Consider the following 20,769-nt stretch of genomic DNA (forward strand, 5'->3'; position numbering starts at 1 on the left):
AAAGATGATCTTGTCGGATGGCAGGCGTATTTCCACAACCGCAACAGGCTCATCACCGCGCTGCTGCACAGCCCCACCCAAAGGGTGGCAACGTTCTTCGCGAGTCCTTCCAGGAAGACGTCAAGCACCTCGTATCCCTCCAGTACTTCACGGTCCACAACCGGCTGAGCGCCCGGGAGGACCTGCTGGCAGGCCCCGCGCATCTCCATCCCGCACTGCACGGCAAGCTGGCCGAGATCCTGGCCCGCCGCGGCGCCTACTCGGATGCGCAGATGCTCGAGGACGTGGACGAATTCCCTCCTCCCGCGTTGGGCGCCGGGCTGTCCACCTCTGCGGACATCCAAATGCCGGCGAAGAAGGATATGGTGCAGTGGGGAGTCGCCACAGTGGCGCGGCAATTGCTGAAGCGGCCCTCTCGGGAAGCGCTGGAACGCCCGCAGGCCTACCTTGCCCATATCGATAACCGCTGGTTCCGGATCGCGCACTACGACTCTGTGGTCGTGTCCAATGCCGAGGGAACCGCGGCGTCCTGGTACAAGCGTGACCCCCGGAAACTCAGGGAAATGCTCAAGCAGTCGGCCAGCCAGCATGCCCGGCTGTACAAAGAATGGGACGACCTCGCCGAGGCCTACAAATCCGCCTTGCCGGAACTGGTGTCAACGGACTCCTGGCGCAGGACCTTCCAGGCAGCTGCCCCCGGGCAGGACCACGCCGGTGGCCCTGCCGCCAGGAGCGCTGCGGCTTCCAGCTGACTAGCCGCTGTGCGAGTGCTCGGCCGGCCGGGCAGCAGGTGCCGGGGCTGCCAGCCTGGACTGCCATGCAGGCGCGGTCAACAGGCGGTAAAGCAGGGTTCCGCTGACCGCCAGCAGCACGAGGTAGGCGACGGCGAGCACCTGCCAGGTGCCCGGCGGCTGCCACTCCGGCTGGAACATCTCCGTCCAGTTGACGTGGTCCATGACGCCGATCGTGTAGCGCCGGAGTCCTTCCATGAACACGTAAAAGTGGGCCAGGGCTCCCAGCACCAAACCCCACCGCACCATGGACTTTGTCCACGGCGTGATCCTGAAGCGGCGGAAACGGGTGGTCACACCGGCAGCCAGGATCAGCGTCACCACCATGGCCAACGTATACCGTCCCTGCCAGATCCAACCCAGGGTCTCGCTTGAACTTGCCTGCAGGGCGGCCGGTACAACGATGACGGTCAGGGCCAGGAGGGCCATGACCCACCGTCCCCGGACCGGGCGTGCCGTAAAAGCCAGGAAGAGCATGGCACCGAATCCAAGGACCCACGCGTAAACTGCAGCAGGAGGAGGCAGGGTGTCGATCCACCCAAGAACCCCAACGTACTCGACCATGAAGAACACGGTCTTGTCCAGCATCGCAACGGCGGCTTCCTCGGCCGGTAGCGGAGCACCAGCGAGCAGGCTGTCAAAGCTCTTGGCGGACAGCACCCACCACAGGGCAAACAGGCTGGACAGGCCGACAGCGAGGACGGCCAGTTGGAAGCCACGGACCGCAAAAGTGCGAATAAACGTCTTGAATCCGAAGCAGAGAATAGCGGACACGGCGGCGATCGCAAGCCATAGCAGGGAAAGCGGCCGGGTATGGGCCAGCAGGCTGCCGGACAGCGCTGCAATGACAAAGAGCAACCTGCTGCCGGGCATTCCGGCCGCGGTCCGCTCGAAGATCGCACACAGGCTCATGAAGACAGCACCTGCCGCAGCGATCTCAAGGCCGTTGGGATTAACGGAGCCGGACAGGAAGAAGACGGCAGGCGTCAGCGCGATGGCGCAGGCTATGACCGGTCGATGGTAGTGACGCAACGACGATGCAGCGCACATTATGGCCGCGAGGAAAAACGCAACCAGCCATGCGCTGATAAGCCGCATCGCATACAGCGCCGGCTCACCACTGAGACCACGGCTTCCGATTCCCACGATGCCGTAGTACACCGGATTGTAATTTCCGGCGGAAGTCTGTGCGGGTACCCAGCCGCGGTCTGTCGAATCGATGGGTGGCGCGCACGCCGGAGTCAGGTAGGGGTGGTGGGCGAAGCACTTGTAGGCGTCGAGGCTGGCCACATAGCCTGGAACGTTTACAGTCAGCCGTTCCCCCTGGACACCGGTACTGGCGCCGCTGAACTGTCCCCGGGCAACGGCCGCGGCCTTGATGGCGTGCGCCGGCTCATCGGGTATGGACATCAGGGGAGAGGCGAAGCTCCAGAGGGTGCCAATGCAGCCGAACAGAAGCCAGGAAACCAACAAAACGCGCAGCGGCGAAGGGCGTTTTTTTGTCGGGCAGGGGTGAGTTGAGCGGACGCGGCAGCGTCGGCCTGAGGGAATTTTGCATGATAGGTTTAACCATACTTTGGACGTACGGGGTTTATATCTGTGCGCTCCAGCTTCCGGGGAGGATAACAACGATGCGCAGTTCTATTTCTGGTGCATCGTCGTCTCCACAATCACCTGCCCAAGCGCCCCCGTCAGTCCCGGGGCTTGCCCTTGGCCTTTACCAGAACGCTGTTGTCCGGTTCCTGTTTGTCGGCGGTCTTTCCTTCGCCCTTGACCTGGGGCTCCTTGCACTGCTGCATGAAGTCTTCGGAGTGGAACTGTGGCTTGCGACACCTATTGCATTCGTCGTCAGCCTGGTGTTCAACTTCCTGTTGCAGAGAATGTTCACCTTCCGCGCCACCAACAAGGGCAGCGTTTCCGCCGTTAAGTACATCCTGCTGGTGATTGTGAACATCGCGGTCAGCGACCTCGTGGTGACAGGGTTTGACGCCCTCGGCTGGTCCTACCTGATCGGTAAGGCATGTGCCACGGTCATGACCACGGTCTGGAATTACTTCCTGTACCGCCACTGGATCTTCAAGCGGGACGCGGGAGAATAGCGCTGGCGCTCACTGTCGGGTTCTCCTGAACACGCCAGGACTCCGCCTCCCGCTCCAGCCGCCGGGTACCGCATCCTAAGTGGTCAGGCGGATACAGCTTCACCCATAGCCGGCAGGTCACGCGCCGGTGAATCCGACGGCAGCGCCGTCCGGGCGACACAACGTAAGCCCCACGGCCTTTGACGGGCTGAAACCGTCTCCCCGGGCGGCGGGAGATGACGCCTTTGTCCCCTCCCGCCCCTTGGAACGGAACCTAGGACTGGCCGGGACCTGTCTTTACCTCGGACCCGGAGGTAACAGGGTCTCCGGTATTCGGCATTGTAGAGGCCGTTTCCCCCACGTGCGGCTGCTCATGCTGCCTGCCCGCCCTGGCCAGACCCTTACCCTTGCCGCCAGAAGCGGCAGCCCGGACAATCAGCGGCTGGCCCGGGTGCAGGTAGCGGAACAGGAGCAGGACCCCGGCTGCGGTCACCAGCAGATAGGCCGCCGTTAGAGTGAACCAGCCGAGCGGCGGCTGCCAGTCGGGTGAAGAGAAAAGTGTTTGCCAGTTGGCAATCTCACTGATTCCCACCACATAACGGCGGAGGACGTAAACGAACGTCAGGGTGTGGCAAAACACAATCAGCCAGAACATCACCCGCGAAATGTGCACTGCAACCGGGGAGGTCGGGAACCGGAGCTTCCGGAGCCCCAGGCCAACACTGACGAACAGCACGACGACGAGAGGCAGCGTATACCGTCCCTGCCAGATGAATCCCATGCCGCGCCAGAGCGCCGTCTGCAGGAGTGCAGGGACAAGGTAGAGCATGGCGAGGGCCACCCAGTAGCCCGTCCAGTTGCGCAGGGGGCGGACGCAGAAGGGAACAACCAGTGCGGCGATCATCAGGCCGCCCCACACAAGTGTCACCAGCTCAGGCGCCGGTGTGTCCAGCCATCCCATGGTGCCGATGTACTGCGGGAAGAAATCGTAGGTCCGGTCGAGCATGATCATGAAGCCGCGGTAGAGAGGGGCGTCCGGGTGCGGATTCGCTATCCCCTCCGGTGCCACGCCGACATTCGCAGGCCCGTTGGCGGCAACGTACATCCACAGGAATCCCAGCAGCGCGCCCGGGACAGCCACCGCGACGGCGGTCAATACACGCTTGTCGGTGAAGACGGCGAGCGTGCGGCGCAGCCGGAACGAACATACGCCGACGATCAGGGCACACAGCAGCCACACCAAGGAAATCTGGCGTGCATTTGCCAGGACCACTGTCGCTGCCACGACCGTTGCGAGCGCTGGCAGGACCCGTCGTGTGTTGCGCCAGTTGTCCAGCACCACGACGAAACCGGCAAAGGCTGCCATGGTGGCTGCGATTTCGAGGGAGTTCGGGTTGATGCCTCCGCCGAGGAACAGGATCATCGGAGTCATGGTGAGGGCCGCGACGAGGACGGGGTATTTGGGGCGCCGCAGTTCGGTCAGGGCGGTGAACCCGGCGGCAAAGAACAATGCGCAGAGAGCTGCACTGACAAGCCTCATCGCATAGATGGCCGGAGCGCCGGACATGAACAGGGTGGGGAGCCCGACCACCCAGTAGTACATCGGGTTGTAGGAGCCGGCGGAGGTCACACCGATATTCGTGAAAGTGTCGTCCGCATAGACCGGCGCTGCGCAATCGGCTGCTTGTGCGCGGTTGAATTTATAGCAGCTTTGGGCGTGAAGGCTTGCGATGTAGTTGGGGACCCGGACATGAACACCGTGACCGAAGGAAGTGCCCTCCTCCACGAGGACCTGGCCGCGGACCACGGCTGCGGCCTTGATCGTGTGTGCGGGCTCGTCGGGTGCACCCATGAGCGGGGTGGCAACCGCCCACAGCCCGAACAAGAGGGCGAAAATTGTGGCCAGGAGCCCGAATGTCGGCAGGGGACGTGGAAGTCCGCGTCGGACGTTGCTGAGGAAAAGGGTCATTGTCCGTCTCCGTTGGTGCCAATCAATGCACGGGCTTCGCTTACTGCCGTCTTGCTGGGTGACATGACAAAGGCGAATGCGTTGGCGTTCTTCTGCGCGTCTTCGCTGAGGAGGCTCTGGCCCAGGGACCGGCTCAGCCGGGTCAAGGCGGGCTCGGAGTATTCCCGGCACATATGAACGTAAAGCACGGTGCCCAACGCATAGCCGGAGGCCCCGTCCAGTTTCTGAACCACGCCGCGCGGGGACGAATCCACTTCCCCTGTGGTGACGGCGTCGACGACAGAGGAGGCCTGCAGCCGCCTCGGCTTGCCGTCAAAGACGAGCTGCGCTGCAGTGAAACGGTTGCCGATGATGCTTCCGTCGAGAATGGAAAGCCCGCCGTTGGTGTCATCCAGCTTGTCTGCGAGGTCCAGCGGCGGCGAAGATACCTGTCCTATGACCGTGGACGGCCAGCTGTCCGGGGAATCGGGGTCCCAGGCAACACCGGCCTCCCCGTTGAGGTAATCGTTTACCGGACGTACCGTATCCGAGGGGCCTTCCGGCGCGATGACGGTGATTTCAAGGTCGGGGAGCTCGGTTCCGGTATTCAGGCCGGTGATGCGGGGATCATTCCAGCGCGTGATCTCACCCTGCAGGATCGCGGCGAGGGTGGGGGCGTCCAGCACCACATCGTTGACACCCTTGATTTTGATGGCAACGCCCACAGGCAAAACCCCGGCCGCCACCGATACGGCGCCGTCAGATGTGCACATGCCGCGAACGGATATGGCTTCCTGCTGGGTAAGGGGGGCGGAACTCACCGCGAAATGTGCCTGCCCGTCCTGGAAGGCCTTGAGCCCGGCTGCGGAGCCGTCGGGGGAGTAGCTCACCGAGGTGCCTTTGACGGCACCGCCCCATGCCAGCCCCCACGCGCTGACCGCGCCCTGGGCAGCGTTGCTGCCGATTCCTGTGAGGGCACCCTGAACAGTGCCCGGGGGAGTGGTGGCACATGCAGACAGGGACAAGAGCCCCGTCAACAAGGCGGCAGCCCTTATTTTTGCTCGGAGAGAAACGGGAATCACCCTTCCAGCCTAGTGCCCGTGCCACGGATGTTGAGGCAGGGCAACGTTCGATGGTGCAGGGGGTTTGTCATGCGCACGCCGAAATTTCGTACAGCCGGGCAGATGGGCCCTGGGAATCGACCAGCTTAAAGCCGGGGGCATCCCCGATGTCGGTGACGCCTGGATACTCTCCGGATCCGGGGAGATCTATCAGGTACCGGCTGCCGAAGTCCAGCACGTACCGTACGTTTTTGCTTTTCAGTGCTTCGCACATCCGGGCATCATCCGGTGTGTCCTTCAGGTGTTCGTCAATCAGGACTGCGTCCTGGTCCTTTTCCGCGAACAGGTGGGCGGTCAGAACAGGCCGGTCGCTGTAGGCGTAGGCGAGGGAACTGCCGTTCCAGGGGTTGTCTGCAATGACCGCATCGGCGGGAACATGATGTGGGAGACGCTTCAACAGCGCGAGCTCATCCGGGGTCAGCAGCTCTGAGGCTGCATCGAACCGGTAAACAGTGGACGCACCACCGATATAGTGCGTGACAGGGCCGGCGAATGTCGCCAGCAGTGCGAACACAGCAGTAGCAAGAGCCGCCCCGGCAACCGGTCCCCGGTCTGCCAGCCAGCGGAACCGCCGCTCCAGGGTGCCGTGCAGGCGGCGGGCAGCAGCGGAGTTCCGCCATGAATCCCAGAGCCGCAGGCCGCCCACGACCGCAAGCGGGGTTGCGAACAGCGGCAGCAGGGCAGCAAGCCGGTACGTGTCCTGGTACCACGTGCCTATGAGGGCATCGCGCAGGGCACCCTTGGGAAACGACGCAGCCACCACGTACAGTGCACCGACGACGCCATAACAGGCTGCCAGCCAGCGCAACCTTCGGGTTTGGAAGACCGTGAGCAGACCGGCAACCGAAAGGATGGCGACAACCAGCGCCGGTATGGCTGATTGCATGGGGCTTACAGTCAGGATTTCCCCGACGGCGGCGCCAGGTTTCACCGTCGGCCCCCAGTTGTCGTAGGGTGCAGGGCGCAATTTCAACCAAAGTGCGGCAGCCAGCACAAGGGAGAGCAGGGTCCCGCCGATGAAGAGCCATGCCCGCAGCACGCTGGCTTGGAACTTGGTGTTCCTCGCGAGGTGCCACCAGAGCAGTCCGAGAATGGGAAAACTTACGGCGATGGTGGTGTTGATCGAACTGGTATGTGCAAAGGCAAGTCCCGCAAGTGCGAGCAGCAGTGCCGGGACCCAGCTGCGCAGCGGGTCTGTCCGTGTACGGCCCAGCCGGGCGACAGCCGCGAGGCAGGCTATGACCGCCGGCATCATGCTGAGCGCCAGCGCATACGGAAACAGCGGACCCAGACGATCATGAGGAACGGGAAGGCGACCTGGGCGGCAGCGATCACTGAAGCGACCACGAGGGCGGCCGGCCGGCGCGAGATGGTCTTGGCCACCAGGAACAGGCACGACGCCGGCCAGAGGACAGCCGCGAGGACCAGGTTGAGCACGTTTTGCGACGTAGGGATGTCGACGGCGGCCACCTGGACCAGGAGCGCCGCGAACGAATGCCACGCGGCAGGATACACAGCATCGAAACCGGAGACCCCCTGGAGCGACGCGAGATTCAGCGACGAGGCGTTGCCGGTGTCCAGGATGTACCGGATGGCGTTCAGGTGGAAGACGTTGTCGAAAACCTGGGAGGGGTGCTCGGGGGAGCCGACCAGCTGGATGAAGCGTACGGAGATAGGGACAGTGGCAAAGGCCATGGCAGCGAAAGGCAGCCACTGCCGCCAGGGCGGCGCGCCCGCAATCCGATGGCGGAGGCCGCGCGTGACCAGCAGGGCGGCCCCGGCAAGCAGAGCCGTCACTGCGGCAAACGGCAGGACGCTCCAAGGGACGCCAAGGATACCGGCGAGCACTCCGGCCAGTCCTGCCGCTGCCGTCGACAGAAGGGGGGGCAAGGCCGAGGATGCCGCCCAGACGGAATTTCAGGCATGCCGCCACCACAGCACCGGGAACGTAGAGCAGGAGGATGGCGGTCACCACCGCGGGAAGAATACCAATCCAGCTCACGAAGGTACTTCCTCGGTCCTGTCCTCCGGCGCCTTGTCCTGGAGAAGCTGCAGGACAGCGCGCAACTGGATGGCTGTGACTGCGATTTCACCGATCGCCAGGCCAAGCGCGCCTCCTGCGCCACCCATCAGGCCGGAAAGGATGATCATGGCGGGCAGGCCCACCACGGCGCCGGTAATGGTGCTGGAGAACACAACACGCATCCGCTTCGCCGGCACAAGCCAATGGGCGCCGGTGGATGTTGTTACGCAGACAAGCAGGAACGACAGGCCAAACCAGAAGCACGTCCAGAAGTCGGCGGCCAATGCTGCACCGAAGAGCACCGCACTGGCCCAAGGTCCCACCAGGGTCATGATCAACCAGCCGGCAAGGCCCAGGCCGGTGAGCGCCATGAGCGAGAACTTCCGGCGGTGCTTATGGTCAGCACCGAATTCGCTGACCCAGCCCTGGAGGCTGTTGCCCAGCGCTGCCGTGGCAAGCTGCCCGATGCGGTAGAGCTTCTCGGCAGAGACGAAGGCGGCCAAACCGGCAGCTGAAGCGGCAAATTGCACCACCAGAACAGGCGTGGAGGCGTAGGCCCCGGCGGCTACAGTGATGCCTGCGCCGGCCCGAAGTCCCAGATTTCTCTCAGGACGACGGGCAGGGTGAGTCCTTTGAAATCCTCGCGCTCCGAATGGTCCTTGTTGAACCACAATGTTCCTGCCAGGCCCAGTACCAGCAGGATCAGGGGGTAGAGGTAGATCTCACCCGTTGCGAACAGCAACGGAATGACACCAAGGGTGGCAATCATCCGCGGGACGACGTCGTACTTCGCGATCCGCCCCGCATGTCCTGTCGCGATGCAGTACCAGGCCGGGGTCAGGCCGGCCGCAGCCTGGGCGCACGCCATCAGGAAAGCGACCCAAAACTGGTTGGTGCCACTGGTGAACACCAGCGCAACCGCCATGAGGGGCACAGTGCAAAGGAACATGAACGAGCGGGTGACGAAGCTGACGGCGTAGTGACGCCGTCGTACTGCCTCTTCCGGCGCGGACGCCACGGCAGCCGGTCCCGTGAGCGGCCATCCCAGTGCTATGACAATGGCGGCGATGGCGCCCACCGCCTGGCCGACGGCAAGGGAGTTCCAAGCCGGGGCTCCGCCTACCCGCGCGATGATCGGCAGAAGGATGAACGACGCCAGCGAGGCCAGCAGCGGCAGCCCGGCGAACGCTGCAATCCTTTTGATCATGCCTGTCCCCCTGGCCTGGGGCGCGCACTACAGGTAGTCATAGGCGTCCTTGCCAAGCCGGCCCCGCACAAATACGTCTTCGACTTCGCTCTTGAACCTGGAGCGCTCGTTGAGGATGGCGGACCGGTAGGTGTCCTGCTTTGCCACCTCGGCGTCAAAGTTTTCGATGAGTCGGGGAAGCATGGCTGCAGCCGTCGGCACTTCATCGCGGCCCGGCGTGACCTTGTGTTCCCAGGGAACGGGAACGTCGGCGTAGAAGGCCCCCGAACCCCTCCGGGCGACCACGGTGAGTGCACCGGACAGGGCCGCCTCGCGGGGCATCCGGTCCTTGCCCGGGTGGTGCCCCAGGTCCAGGTAGATGCCGCATCCCTGCAGTGTCGCTACAACCTCGGACCGAGTCATCCCCGCGATAGGGCGCCACTCGATAGACGGCGGGCACTGGGCCCTGACCGCGTCAATCAGGTGCCCACCCTTGGCAGGGTTGTAGGTGACCAGTTGCCGGTTGCGCGGTGACTCGGGCGTGCCCTGGAACTCAGCGTTTGGCGTGTAGTCGGAAAGGAGCGAGGGCACCACGTCCAGGCGGGTGGCAATGAAGGCCCAGGCGTAGGACGACTGGACCAGGTGGACTACGTCCCGGTCTTTCCGGAGCATGCCGGGATTCACCCGGTTCTTCCACATCCGCGCGAACGGAACAGCGCCTTCTTTCGCCTTGTCCACCAGCCCTGCGGTGTTGCGCTGCCACATCCTCTCCGCCATGAACGTAAGCGAGTTGTCGATGCTCAACCACCAGCACATGCGCCGGGCGAGCTTCACCTTCGGCATTTCGTAAATGTAGGTTTCCGGGAAGACAACCACGTTCTCGGGCGAATCCACAATCTCAGGAGCTTCGGGCGCGTTGTAGACGTTGTACTGCTCCACCCGCGAATTGTGGGCTGTGTGGGGGTGCGGAACCAGGTAGGCATCCTGCCCAAGCTCCCGGAGCATATCCACGAGCTGGTGCAGGGCTTCGGGGCCGCCGGTCCTTAATCCCTTGTGGTAGAGGACAAAGATTGTTCCTGAAGTGGTGGTCATGACTGGTCTTTCGGTCTCGGCCGGGCCAGGGCACTGCTGGATGATGGGTTTTGCTACCGCAGCCGGGCGGCGAGGGAGTCGTCGATCTTGCCCATCTTCTGGCGTAGGGCATCACGAACGCCCGCCAGCGCGGCGACGAGGTGCTTTTTCCGGTTGGGGCCAAATCCGAACCTGACAACGTGGCTCTGGATCTCCATGTAGATCCGGCGAAGGACCCACGTCGGCTGTTTCAGGGCGTAACGCCGGGCGAGAATCAATGAGTTGCGCGTGATGTAGTACACACGGAACGGTGCGTGGTAGTAGACATACAGTTTCTTGGAGCCCACCCGTGCATGCCAGCCAAGGATCTTCATGGGACGTGCATTGCCCAGGCTGTGCTCCAGGTTGCAGCCCCTCCCGGCCAGGGCGCGCAGTCCACGTTCACGCAGCCGGGCGTTGAATTCGGAGTCCACGCAGTCAATGAAGAAGCCCTCGTCGAAGAAACCAACGGCCTTGAATGAGCTTGTGCGTACCAGGGTGCCGCTGGTCATCGGATCGAAGATCTGGGGTTCGTCCGGGTTGCCCAGGTCGGCAGGGGAATGTTGTTGTGTGATTCAGCGCAGACCATGCCTACCGTTTCCGGTTCATGGGAGTTGCGCGCCGTTGCCAACGCCGAAACCACATAGTCGCCGGTAAACCGCGAATCCTGGTCCATGGTCACCACCCACTCGGGATTCCAGCGGGAAATGGCTTCCTTGATGCCGACGTTCAGCGCGCGGGCAATCCCGGAATTCGTGGCCAGCCTTATAACGACGGCGCCCGCCCGCTCCATCTCTTCCAGTGCCGGGGAGACGTCGTTGGGTGACCCGTCGTCAACCACCACAACGTGCTCAACAAAGCGCAGGAGCCAGGTGACGTTGGCCACGTTCTCCGGGCCGGGGTTGAAAGCCGAAACGACTCCGCACACGTCCCGGGCCGGCTGGGCTCCTGCCAACTCTTCGGGAACCATCACGCTGCCCTGGCCCGCCGCGCGCGCCGGACGGCCTCATAGACGTTGCGGAGGAAGACGATCCGTGCCTTCAGGATCTTGGATGCGGAACGGATGCCGTGTGGGGTCAGGTTTTCACCGTGTAAACGATGCAGGATGGTGTCTTCTTCCAGGTAAACGATGGAACGGTTAACGTTGCCCACTGTGGCCAGCCACTGGTCGTGGGACTCTTTCATGTAGGTCGGGAAAGGCAGTACCTGCTCGAGGAGCCTGTGCCGCACAGCCATGGCGCATCCCCAATGCAGCCGGTACCCGACCACGATGCCGAGGATGTTGCGGACGGCGTGCGAGGAATCTTCGGGCCGGAGGCGGATCTCATGGAATGGTCCAAGGGGCCCATCGAAGTGTTTGCAGTTGCTGACCACCATGTCCTTGCCGTCCATGGCCGAGATCATGCGTTCCACCCGGCCAGGCAGCCACACGTCGTCCTGGTCCGAAAGGAACACGAACTCGCCGCGGGCCTCACTGAGGGCCCACTCGAACGTACGGACGTAGCCGTTATTGCGCTGGCCTGGATCAGCCGGATCCGCGGGTCGTTCATTCCGGCGACAACCGCCGGCGTTTCGTCGGTGGAACAGTCGTTGACAACAATCAACTCGTCCCCTGGGCCGATTTCCGCCAGGATCGAGTCAATTTGTTCCTTGATGTGGCGGGCGCCATTATATGCCGCCATGCATACGCTGACGCGCGGCTTCGGGGCGGATGCGGGCTCCAGTAAGCTTCTCCTCGTGCCTCCGGGCGGTGCCAGCGGGGCGGGCAGGTCCCAAGCAGTCTAGCAAGCTGCGCCTGCCGGGAAGGACGCGGGTGCCGGTCAACTATACTCGAGGGGACGCAGCCGCCGAGCTCTTCGAGCGGAAACCACGGAAGGAACCTCAGGTCCATGACCGTTGACGTAATGTTGCCGTACTACGGCGATGTCCATCAAATGAAGCTCGCCGCCCGCAGCGTGATGAATCAGGAGAACCAGGACTGGCGGCTTGTTGTCATCGACGACGGGTACCCCGATCCAGAACCCGAGCGCTGGTTTTCAACCATCACGGATCCCCGCGTCACCTACATGAAGAACGAGCAGAATCTCGGTGCCAACGGTAACTACCGCAAGGCACTGACGCTGGTCGAAGCGCCCTATGTGGTCATCATGGGTGCCGACGACATCATGCTCCCCAACTACCTGGACGTTGTTGTCAGCGCCTTTGAGGAATACCCCAAGGCCGACGTCGTCCAGCCGGGTGTCCAGGTGATTGACGAACAGGGCATTGCGTGCACCCCCCTGGTGGATGCCGTGAAGAAGGTCTACGCCCCGAAGACCAGTGAGCGCATCGAACTGAAGGGCGAGGCAATGGCAACCAGCCTCGTCCGCGCCGACTGGGCCTATTTCCCCTCGCTGGCGTGGCGTTCCGAGACGGTGAAGCGTATCGGCTTCACGGAGGGCCTGGACGTGGTCCAGGACCTCGCACTCCTGCTGGATATCGCAGCAGAGCACGGCTCCATGATTGTGGATCCCGTCCTGGCATTCCTGTACCGCCGGCATTCTGCATCTGATTCATCCGTGCGTGCATTGGACGGCAGGCGTTTTGACGAGGAGCGGCGGTTCTTCCAGCAGCAGGCCGAGCGTTTCGGCAAGCTGGGCTGGAAAGGGGCAGCGCGGGCCGCAAGCTTCCACACGACATCCCGGCTGAACGCCGCTTCCCTGATCCTGAAGTCGGTCCAGAAGGGCAAGTTCGATTCGCTGCCCCGCCTCGCCAAACACATTGTGAGCTAAAGGCTGCAAAGAAAGGGACGCCCGGCCGGGCGTCCCTTTTCTTGTTTTCGCTTCTTTAGTTGTGCGGCCTTTTGCCGTGCCGCCCAGGAGGGAGCTAGTGCCCGTGCGGCTCCGAACCGTTGACGGGCCCGCGCCCCACTTCAATCTGGTTCCGGACATCAGCCAGTTCTGCGCGGAGCAAAGCCACTTCCTCGCAGAGGATCCTTACCTCGTCTTCAGCCTGCGACTGCTCCCGGGAGAGATGGAGGCAGACGCCTACCAGCAGAATGAGCGTCATGATGAACAGAAGGTTCGCCGGCACCTGGATGCCGATGAGTCCGCTGGCTTTTTCGAGGAGTGACGGAAAAGCGGAAAGGAGGAGGGTGCCTATGCCGATGACAATCCACAGAACGGCATACTTCTCCCGAAGTTTCTGCCGGCGGAGCATCTCGAAGACAAAGAAGAGGATCGCCACGACGACGATGGAGCCCATAAGGAGCGACATATTGGAATCCTAGTTAGTGGATGGCTCGGTTTTCTTCCGCGTCAGGGCAAACAGCAAGGCCATTCCTGAGCGTCCGAGGTATATGGCGGCCTTTATTGGGTCGTGGCTGGGCGTGCCGCCCTGGCGGGCACGCATCGAGACCGCGACTTGCCTGACGGTACATCCGGAGCGGATCGCAACAACCAGCGAATCGATGGTGTCGCCAAGATACTCCGCCGGATAGTGGTCAACATACTGGCGGATCGCTTTCATGTTTGCTGCCCGGAATCCGGAGGTAACGTCGGTCAGCGTTGTTCCGGCGACCCTGGAGATCGTCCACGCCAGTACCTTCATGGCCCATTTCCGCGGGCCGCGCACCGTGTAGTTGCCTTTGTCGGCGAACCGGGCACCAATGGCGATGTCGGCGTGCTGGAGGCCGTCGAGCACAGCCTTGATGTCGCGGGGATCATGCTGGCCGTCCGCGTCGACCTGGATGACCTGGCTGTAGCCGTGGCTTTTCGCGTACTTGAAGCCGGTCCGCATCGCGCCGCCCACGCCCATGTTGAACGGCAGTTGCAGGACAGTGGCTCCTGCCGCCCGGGCAACCTGGGCTGTATTGTCGCGGGAGCCGTCATCGACGACCAGGACATCGCAGGGAGGGCCGAATTCGAAGACTTCCCGGATGGTGTTTCCGATGGACTCGGACTCGTTCCACGCGGGCATGATGACGAGTGTGTCGGGGGTGCGGGCGGGCACGGTCACTGTTTAATCAGTCCGTTCTTGACGTAGGACTCCAGGCGGGTGCTCGACAGGGCCGGCTCGTACCCGGCTGCCTTGATCTTGGTCAGGTCCAGCACGCTGTTGAGGGGACGGGGCGCCGCTTCCTTCCCCTTGAAGTACTCGGCAGTGCTGACGCCGGTCACAGCGGCACGGTCCTTGCCGGACAATTCGTACACGTCGGCCGCGAGGTCTGCCCAGGATTGCGGCTCGCCGTCACTGGTGAGATTGTAGGTCCCATACTCCGCACCCGAATCAAGCAGGTGGCGGATGCCGGCGGCAATGTCCTCCGTGAAGCTGAGGCGGCCGATTTGGTCATTGACCACGGAGGGCTCGATGCCCCGGTCAGCCAGGGATGCCATGGTGCGGACGAAATTGTTTCCGTCGCCGATGACCCAGCTGGTGCGGACGATGTAGTGGCGGGGCACCACCTGGACAATCGCATCGCCGGCGGCTTTCGTCTGGCCGTAGACGCCAAGCGGGGTAAAGGGCTCGTCTTCGCCATGGCGGACCTGGGTGCCATCGAAAACGTAGTCGGAGGAAACATGGACCAGCGTGAGGTCATGCTCGACGGCGGTCCTGGCCAGCGCGGACACGGCCGCGACGTTGACGGACCAGGCTTCGCCGCGTCCCTCCGGGGATTCTGCAGCGTCAACTGCCGTGTAGGCGGCCGCGTTGATGATGGTGGAGTAGTTCTTCCAGTTCCGGCCGGCGAAGGATTCCCGGTTGCCCAGATCGAATTCGGAGCGGCCGGCGAACTCGACCGACGAATCTCGTTCGTAGAGATTACGGAGGGCTTTGCCCAGTTGTCCGTTCGCACCCACAACCAGGGTCTTCTTCGGCGGCATCGGCACGACGTCGGCCAGGCGGGGATGCGCCTTGTCCTTGTCGGACAGCTCGGCCTGGCTCAACGGGATGGGCCAGGGACCGAGACCGTCTCGTCTGCAAGGTTCAGGAACGTGTACTGGCTTTGCGCATCAGCTGACCAGTGGTCGTTCACAAGATAGGTGTAAGCCGTGTTGTCCTCGAGCGTCTGGAACGCGTTGCCCACGCCGCGGGGAATGAAAATAGCCTGGCTCGGGTCCAGTTCAGCAGTGAAAACAGTGCCAAACGACGGCCCTTGGCGAAGGTCGACCCAGGCACCGAAGATCTTGCCGGTGGCTACCGAAATGAACTTGTCCCACGGCTCCGCGTGGATGCCGCGGGTGGTTCCAGCCTTCTCGTTGAACGAGATGTTGTTTTGGACCGGGCGGAAATCCGGAAGTCCAAGGGCGACCATTTTCTCCCGCTGCCAGTTTTCCTTGAACCAGCCCCGGTTGTCTCCGTGCACCGGGAGGTCGTACAGGACGACTCCGGGGATAGGGGTCTCGCGGGCAGCAAGCTTTTTCGAGAATTCCAAAGGCATGGACTACTGGCCCTGTTCCTTGTACTTGGCTTCGGTGGCTGCTTTCTGCGGCCGCCACCAGTCCTCGTTGTCGCGGTACCAGGCGATGGTGTCCTCGATGCCGGCGTCGAAGTTGGAGAACCGGGGTTCCCAGCCGAGTTCATCGCGGAGTTTGGTGGAGTCGATGGCGTAGCGCAGGTCGTGTCCGGGCCGGTCCACCACGTGGTCGTAGGCGTCCGGGGACTGGCCCATGTGCTTGAGGATCAGCTCGACGACGTCCTTGTTGTTCTTCTCGCCGTCGGCGCCGATCAGGTAGGTTTCGCCGATCCTGCCCTTGGCGATGATGGCAAGCACGGCCGAGGAGTGGTCGTTGGCGTGGATCCAGTCGCGGACGTTTTCGCCCTTGCCGTAGAGCTTGGGCCGGACGCCGTCGATGACATTGGTGATCTGCCGGGGGATGAACTTTTCCACGTGCTGGTACGGGCCGTAGTTGTTGGAGCAGTTGCTGATGGTCGCCTGCAGCCCGAAGGACCGCACCCAGGCCCGGACCAGCAGATCAGAGCCCGCCTTGGTGGAGGAGTACGGGCTGGAGGGGTTGTACGGGGTCTGCTCGGTGAACCGCTCCGGGTCATCCAGCTCCAGGTCGCCGTACACCTCGTCGGTGGAGATGTGGTGGAAGCGCTTGTTGTGCTTCCGGGCCGCCTCGATCAGCGTGTAGGTGCCGATGATGTTGGTGTCCAGGAACGGGCGCGGGTCATGCAGCGAGTTGTCGTTGTGCGATTCGGCCGCGTAGTGGACCACCACGTCTGTCGCGGCGACCAGCCCGTCCACCAGCCCGGCGTCGGCGATATCACCCTGGACAAAGGTGAAACGGTCCTCGGGAAGGCCGCGGAGTGATTCCAGGTTGCCTGCGTAGGTCAGCTTGTCCAGCACGGTCACGTGGTCATCGGTGTTATCAAGTACGTAATGGACGAAGTTGGAACCGATGAACCCGGCACCGCCGGTAACAAGAAGTCGCTGCATAATTCCCAAGGGTACCGGATTTGCCGCGGCAGTTAGCGAAAGGAAAGATGGGGGACATGCGCGGAATAATACTTGCCGGCGGTACCGGCTCCAGGCTTCACCCCATCACGCTGGGCGTCAGCAAGCAGTTGGTCCCGGTCTACGACAAGCCAATGATCTACTACCCGCTGTCCACACTGATCCTTGCGGGCATCCGGGACATCCTGATCATCACTACCCCGCATGACGCGGACCAGTTCGAACGGCTGCTGGGGGACGGCTCGCGTTTCGGCGTTTCCATCACCTACAAGCAGCAGCCCTCCCCGGACGGCCTGGCACAGGCCTTCATCCTGGGCGCAGAGCACATTGGCGATGACAATGTTGCCCTTGTCCTGGGTGACAACATTTTCTACGGCCAGGGCATGGGCACGCAGCTGCGCCGCTTCGAGAACATCGACGGCGGCGCGGTCTTCGGTTATTGGGTAGCCGATCCCAAGGCATACGGAGTGGTTGAATTCGATTCCGAAGGCCGGGCCATTTCGCTTGAAGAGAAGCCCGACAAGCCGAAAAGCCACTATGCGGTTCCCGGTCTCTACTTCTACGACAACGACGTCGTGGAAATTGCCCGGAACCTCAAGCCCTCTGCGCGGGGGAACTTGAGATCACGGACGTCAACCGGACGTACCTGGACAGGGGAAAGCTGCAGGTGGAGATCCTTCCCCGCGGAACTGCGTGGCTGGACACCGGAACCTTCAATGACCTCAATGACGCGTCCAACTTTGTCCGCACCACTGAGAACCGGCAGGGCCTGAAGATCGGGGCACCCGAAGAAATTGCCTGGCGGCTTGGCTTCCTCACGGACGACGAACTGCGGGAGCGGGCGGAGCCGTTGGTCAAGAGCGGATATGGCTCCTACCTGATCGACTTGCTGGAGTACGGCCACTAGCCAGTAGTCCAAATAGAAAGGGAGGCGGAACCCGCTGTGCGGGTTCCGCCTCCCTTTTCTTTAATCAGCGCAGGGTGATCCTTGCGCCGCCTGCCGCTGTCCAGGTGATGGTGCCGCCCTGGAAAGACTGGCTGCAGGAAGTCCTGTCTGCTGTGCAGGTCTGGCTGCTGGTGGGATACCCCAGGGCCCCGGCTTCGAATCCCTGGCTGGCCCAGCTCTGCTGGATCGGCCCTGGCGTTATCAGGTGGGCGCCGCTGGTGGATGACCACATGATGGTGCCTTTTTCGAAGTTCTGGAAGCAGCCGCCGTTGCGAAGGCCGCAGATGGTTCCGCTCGTGGGGTAGCCCAGTGAGCCGGATTCGTACCCTGTGGCGGCCCACCGTTCCCTGATGGGAGTTGACGTGAGAGCCTGTGCCCCGGTGGCAGGGGAGTACATGACCGTGCCCTTGGAGAAGTTCTGGAAACAGCCACTGTTGCGCAGCCCGCAGATCTGCCCGCTGACCGGATAACCGAGCTTGCCGGCCTCGAATCCGGAGCTGACCCATGCGTCCCGCACGGGGCCGAACATGACCGCATTGGCTCCGCTGGCCGGCGACCACAGCACCGTTCCCGAGGAGTAGTTCTGGAAGCATCCGCCGTCTACCAAACCGCAGATCACAGCGGATGCCGGGTAGCTGAGGGAGCCGTTTTCAAAACCCGTCTTTTGCCACAGGTCACGGATCGGTCCCAGGATGCTCGGCTGGGCGCCGGTGGCCGGCGAGTACATCAACGCACCCTTGGTGAACATCTGGAAGCAGCCACCGTCCTTCAGTCCGCAGTACTGGCCTGAGGTTGGATAACCCAGGCTGCCCGCACCCCAGCCTGTGCGTTCCCAGCCGGCCGCCATTGCTCCTGCCGCCACAGTTTCGGGCGGCGTGGTGGCGGAATAGGCTGCCACGCCTTTCTCAAATGACTGACGGCATTCGGTCTGGACGGCCCCGCAGCTCGCGGGGCCGGTCGGGTAGCCGAGCCGGCCGTTCTCGAATCCGGATTTTTGCCAGTAATCAAGGATCCGGCCAGTGAGTGTGGACGCTCCGGTGGTGGGGGAGAACAGCAGGACACCGCCCTGGAACAGCTGGTAGCAGCCTCCCCCGCGGAGCCCGCACACTTCTCCCGCAACCGGGAAGCCAATCGGCTCGCCCTTTGTCCGGGCGTCCTTCCACGTCTCACCCATGCCCATGAACACCGGCCAGGCGCCTGAGGTGGAGGTCCAGGCTACAACGCCGCCGGCGAAGTTCTGGGTGCAGGAGGTGCTGGTGCAGACGGCATCCGCGCTCGGGTAGCCGAGCAACCCGTTCTCGAAGCCCGCCCGTCCCCACGCATCCAGCACCGGGCCGGTCTTGACCAGGCGTGCACCCGTCGCCGGGCTCCACAGGACGGAACCGGCCTGGAAAAGCTGGAAGCATCCGCCGTTCTTAAGGCCACAGACCTGGTCGCTCAACGGGTACCCAAGGGCTCCGTTTTCGTAGCCCTGCGCCGCCCAGTACTCACGGATAGCTCCGAACGGCACCAGGGCCGCTCCTGTTGCCGGCGACCACATGATTGATCCGCCCTGGTAATTCTGGAAGCAGCCGCCGTTCTTCAATCCGCAAATGACTCCGGATACCGGATACCCCATCTGGCCGTTTTCGTATCCCTTGCGGGCCCAGGCATCGCGGATGGGTCCGGCGAGGCTGGGTTGCGCTCCCGCAGTGGGCGACCACATGACGATTCCGGTCTCGTATCCGCGGAAGCATCCGCCGTCTCGAAGCCCGCACACTGTGGATGAAATGGCAGCGCCCAGGGACGGCATGGACGCCCGAAGTGCGTCGATGGCCCGGGTGGCAGCCGGCGGCACCCCACTTGAGGCGAACGCCTTCAGTCCCGCATAGTCGCCATTCCAGACATTCGAGTCACCGGCAAAGGGGCCTGTGCTGCTGTACTGCCAGATGCTGTATGTACCCCAGCTGGCCGAGGGGACCGGTCCTGCGTTGTTGGTGGGGGAGCTGGGGTAGGCAGCGACCCAGAGCGGGTAGTCACCGAAGCCTGCCGGGTTGCCGAGGCACTGGTTCCACCAGTTTGTGTTGGTATAGATGACCGGCAGCCTGCCGGTCAGCGACTGCATTGTGGTGCCGAAGTCCCGCACCCAGGTTTGCAGCTGGGCGGGAGACATGTTGTAGCAGGTGTTGCCGAAGTAGAAGCCGTTGATAGTCCGGCCTTCGTAAGGGTTGAACTCAAAGTCCAGCACCGGCGGCATGGTGTATCCGTCGCTTGACCAACCACCGCCGTTCTGCACAAAGTACCGTGCCTGGTCCGCACCCGAGGACCAGTTGGGAATCGCGAAGTGGTAGGCGCCGCGGATCATGCCGACATTCCGCGAGCCCTGGAACTGGGAGCCGTAGTAGGGGTTCGTGTAGTAGTTGCCCTCCGTGGCCTTGACGTAGGCGAAACGCGCCCCCATGTTCCACTGGTGCTGCCAGTCCACGCTTGGCTGGTGCCCGCTGACGTCCAGTCCCTGCACACCGAATGTCGGCATCCAGGTGCCTTCGCTGGCCAGCGGTTCCGTGCTGAGTTTCTTCAGCGAGTCCGAGCGGCCAGAGGTTACCCGGGCGGACCGCTGCCCCATTTCCGCCCCGCCCACGCCGACCGCATCTGCCATCGACTGCGCCGTCTCGGGTGATGGAGCCGGGGCCGGAGGTTCGCTGGCTTGCGGGCTGGCTGCAGCCGGGGATGTGGCGCTTGCCTCCGGGGTCGACGTCGGAACCGGCGCCGGTGCCGAAGGCTCGGCCGTGCCCGGCGCAGGCGAAGACGTGGCAGGGGCCGGAGCGGGTTCCACCGCCAAGGCAACACCTGAGACGCCTGGGCCGGTGACCAGGGCGGCCAACAGCAGTGCTATGCCCAGCGGTCTTCTGGCGGGGTGACGGGACTGAGACAGGTTCCGTTTCATTATGGCTCCGGAGACAATGAGGCGCTCCACGAGCCCTCATGCGGGTTGCTGTTCCGGCCGATCCCCCAGGAACAAACCGGACAGGTTTCTGATAATTAACGCGCTCACCATAGCACCGTGTTGCTGGTGTAAACAGTGGTGCGGATGATGCATTTGATGATCTTGTGACTATCCTGCGCTTATCCACAGCTGATACTGCACACT

At 63.0% G+C, this 20,769-nt stretch carries 16 protein-coding genes and 4 pseudogenes; 4 read left to right on the forward strand and 16 right to left on the reverse strand.

Annotated features, from left to right (window positions below; all coding sequences use genetic code 11):
- Window positions 1-17: 17 nt before the first annotated feature.
- Window positions 18-752, forward strand: a complete 735-nt coding sequence (locus tag ACPEE0_RS06565; RefSeq protein ID WP_424574177.1) for a hypothetical protein — start codon at window positions 18-20, stop codon at window positions 750-752.
- On the opposite strand, the gene ACPEE0_RS06570 is transcribed toward ACPEE0_RS06565, so the two are convergent.
- Window positions 753-2,420: a DUF2142 domain-containing protein gene (locus ACPEE0_RS06570; RefSeq protein ID WP_424574178.1), complete on the reverse strand. Its 1,668-nt coding sequence runs from the start codon at window positions 2,418-2,420 to the stop codon at window positions 753-755.
- A gap of 2 nt (window positions 2,421-2,422) precedes the next feature.
- Between ACPEE0_RS06570 and ACPEE0_RS06575 the strand changes: the two genes are divergently transcribed.
- The gene (locus tag ACPEE0_RS06575) at window positions 2,423-2,890 is read left to right on the forward strand and encodes a GtrA family protein (protein WP_354175320.1); all 468 of its coding nucleotides are present in this window, start codon (window positions 2,423-2,425) and stop codon (window positions 2,888-2,890) included.
- A gap of 253 nt (window positions 2,891-3,143) precedes the next feature.
- Here ACPEE0_RS06575 and ACPEE0_RS06580 read toward each other — a convergent pair whose 3' ends face one another.
- The 10 genes and pseudogenes from ACPEE0_RS06580 to ACPEE0_RS06625 all read right to left on the reverse strand — a co-directional run.
- Window positions 3,144-4,838, reverse strand: coding sequence for a DUF2142 domain-containing protein (locus tag ACPEE0_RS06580; protein ID WP_424574179.1), 1,695 nt, complete (start codon window positions 4,836-4,838; stop codon window positions 3,144-3,146).
- Window positions 4,835-5,842: a substrate-binding domain-containing protein gene (locus ACPEE0_RS06585; protein ID WP_009356844.1), complete on the reverse strand. Its 1,008-nt coding sequence runs from the start codon at window positions 5,840-5,842 to the stop codon at window positions 4,835-4,837. The genes ACPEE0_RS06580 and ACPEE0_RS06585 overlap by 4 nt, the downstream gene beginning before the upstream one ends.
- A gap of 124 nt (window positions 5,843-5,966) precedes the next feature.
- Window positions 5,967-7,786 (reverse strand): annotated as a pseudogene (locus ACPEE0_RS06590) (DUF6541 family protein).
- A 150-nt stretch (window positions 7,787-7,936) separates the two neighbouring features.
- A complete protein-coding gene (locus ACPEE0_RS06595) occupies window positions 7,937-8,494 on the reverse strand; it encodes a hypothetical protein (RefSeq protein ID WP_424574180.1) in 558 nt (185 codons plus the stop codon).
- A 32-nt stretch (window positions 8,495-8,526) separates the two neighbouring features.
- Window positions 8,527-9,168, reverse strand: coding sequence for a hypothetical protein (locus tag ACPEE0_RS06600; RefSeq protein ID WP_424574181.1), 642 nt, complete (start codon window positions 9,166-9,168; stop codon window positions 8,527-8,529).
- A gap of 27 nt (window positions 9,169-9,195) precedes the next feature.
- A complete protein-coding gene (locus ACPEE0_RS06605) occupies window positions 9,196-10,239 on the reverse strand; it encodes a hypothetical protein (protein ID WP_354175322.1) in 1,044 nt (347 codons plus the stop codon).
- A gap of 53 nt (window positions 10,240-10,292) precedes the next feature.
- Window positions 10,293-10,769, reverse strand: coding sequence for a hypothetical protein (locus ACPEE0_RS06610; RefSeq protein ID WP_424574182.1), 477 nt, complete (start codon window positions 10,767-10,769; stop codon window positions 10,293-10,295).
- Entirely contained in the window at window positions 10,766-11,227 is a 462-nt protein-coding gene (locus tag ACPEE0_RS06615; RefSeq protein WP_424575249.1) for a glycosyltransferase, read from the reverse strand. The genes ACPEE0_RS06610 and ACPEE0_RS06615 overlap by 4 nt, the downstream gene beginning before the upstream one ends.
- Window positions 11,227-11,844 (reverse strand): glycosyltransferase, encoded by a 618-nt coding sequence (locus tag ACPEE0_RS06620; protein WP_424575250.1) that lies wholly within the window; start codon window positions 11,842-11,844, stop codon window positions 11,227-11,229. The genes ACPEE0_RS06615 and ACPEE0_RS06620 overlap by 1 nt, the downstream gene beginning before the upstream one ends.
- Window positions 11,838-11,939, reverse strand: a pseudogene (locus tag ACPEE0_RS06625) (glycosyltransferase family 2 protein); the annotation flags it as partial. The gene ACPEE0_RS06620 and the pseudogene ACPEE0_RS06625, both read right to left, overlap by 7 nt.
- A gap of 207 nt (window positions 11,940-12,146) precedes the next feature.
- Between ACPEE0_RS06625 and ACPEE0_RS06630 the strand changes: the two are divergent.
- Window positions 12,147-13,028: a glycosyltransferase family 2 protein gene (locus ACPEE0_RS06630; RefSeq protein ID WP_009356849.1), complete on the forward strand. Its 882-nt coding sequence runs from the start codon at window positions 12,147-12,149 to the stop codon at window positions 13,026-13,028.
- Window positions 13,029-13,122: 94 nt separating this feature from the next.
- Here ACPEE0_RS06630 and ACPEE0_RS06635 read toward each other — a convergent pair whose 3' ends face one another.
- The 4 genes and pseudogenes from ACPEE0_RS06635 to rfbB all read right to left on the reverse strand — a co-directional run bounded on the left by ACPEE0_RS06635 (window position 13,123) and on the right by rfbB (window position 16,675).
- On the reverse strand, window positions 13,123-13,512 hold the full coding sequence (locus ACPEE0_RS06635) for a DUF2304 domain-containing protein (protein ID WP_009356850.1): 390 nt from the start codon (window positions 13,510-13,512) through the stop codon (window positions 13,123-13,125).
- A gap of 9 nt (window positions 13,513-13,521) precedes the next feature.
- Window positions 13,522-14,253: a glycosyltransferase family 2 protein gene (locus ACPEE0_RS06640; protein ID WP_424574183.1), complete on the reverse strand. Its 732-nt coding sequence runs from the start codon at window positions 14,251-14,253 to the stop codon at window positions 13,522-13,524.
- Window positions 14,250-15,673, reverse strand: a pseudogene (locus ACPEE0_RS06645) (sugar nucleotide-binding protein). The gene ACPEE0_RS06640 and the pseudogene ACPEE0_RS06645 overlap by 4 nt, the downstream one beginning before the upstream one ends.
- A 3-nt stretch (window positions 15,674-15,676) precedes the next feature.
- Window positions 15,677-16,675 carry a dTDP-glucose 4,6-dehydratase gene (gene rfbB / locus ACPEE0_RS06650; RefSeq protein WP_009356853.1) on the reverse strand — a complete coding sequence of 333 codons (999 nt, stop codon included), beginning with the start codon at window positions 16,673-16,675 and terminating at the stop codon, window positions 15,677-15,679.
- A gap of 56 nt (window positions 16,676-16,731) precedes the next feature.
- On the opposite strand from rfbB, the pseudogene rfbA reads away from it, so the two are divergent.
- A pseudogene (gene rfbA / locus ACPEE0_RS06655) lies at window positions 16,732-17,600 on the forward strand (glucose-1-phosphate thymidylyltransferase RfbA).
- Between the two features lie 64 nt (window positions 17,601-17,664).
- Here rfbA and ACPEE0_RS06660 read toward each other — a convergent pair.
- On the reverse strand, window positions 17,665-20,565 hold the full coding sequence (locus ACPEE0_RS06660) for a GH25 family lysozyme (protein WP_424574184.1): 2,901 nt from the start codon (window positions 20,563-20,565) through the stop codon (window positions 17,665-17,667).
- Between the last annotated feature and the right edge of the window lie 204 nt (window positions 20,566-20,769).

The organism is Arthrobacter sp. SD76, assembly GCF_049726125.1.
GTDB lineage: Bacteria > Actinomycetota > Actinomycetes > Actinomycetales > Micrococcaceae > Arthrobacter > Arthrobacter nitrophenolicus.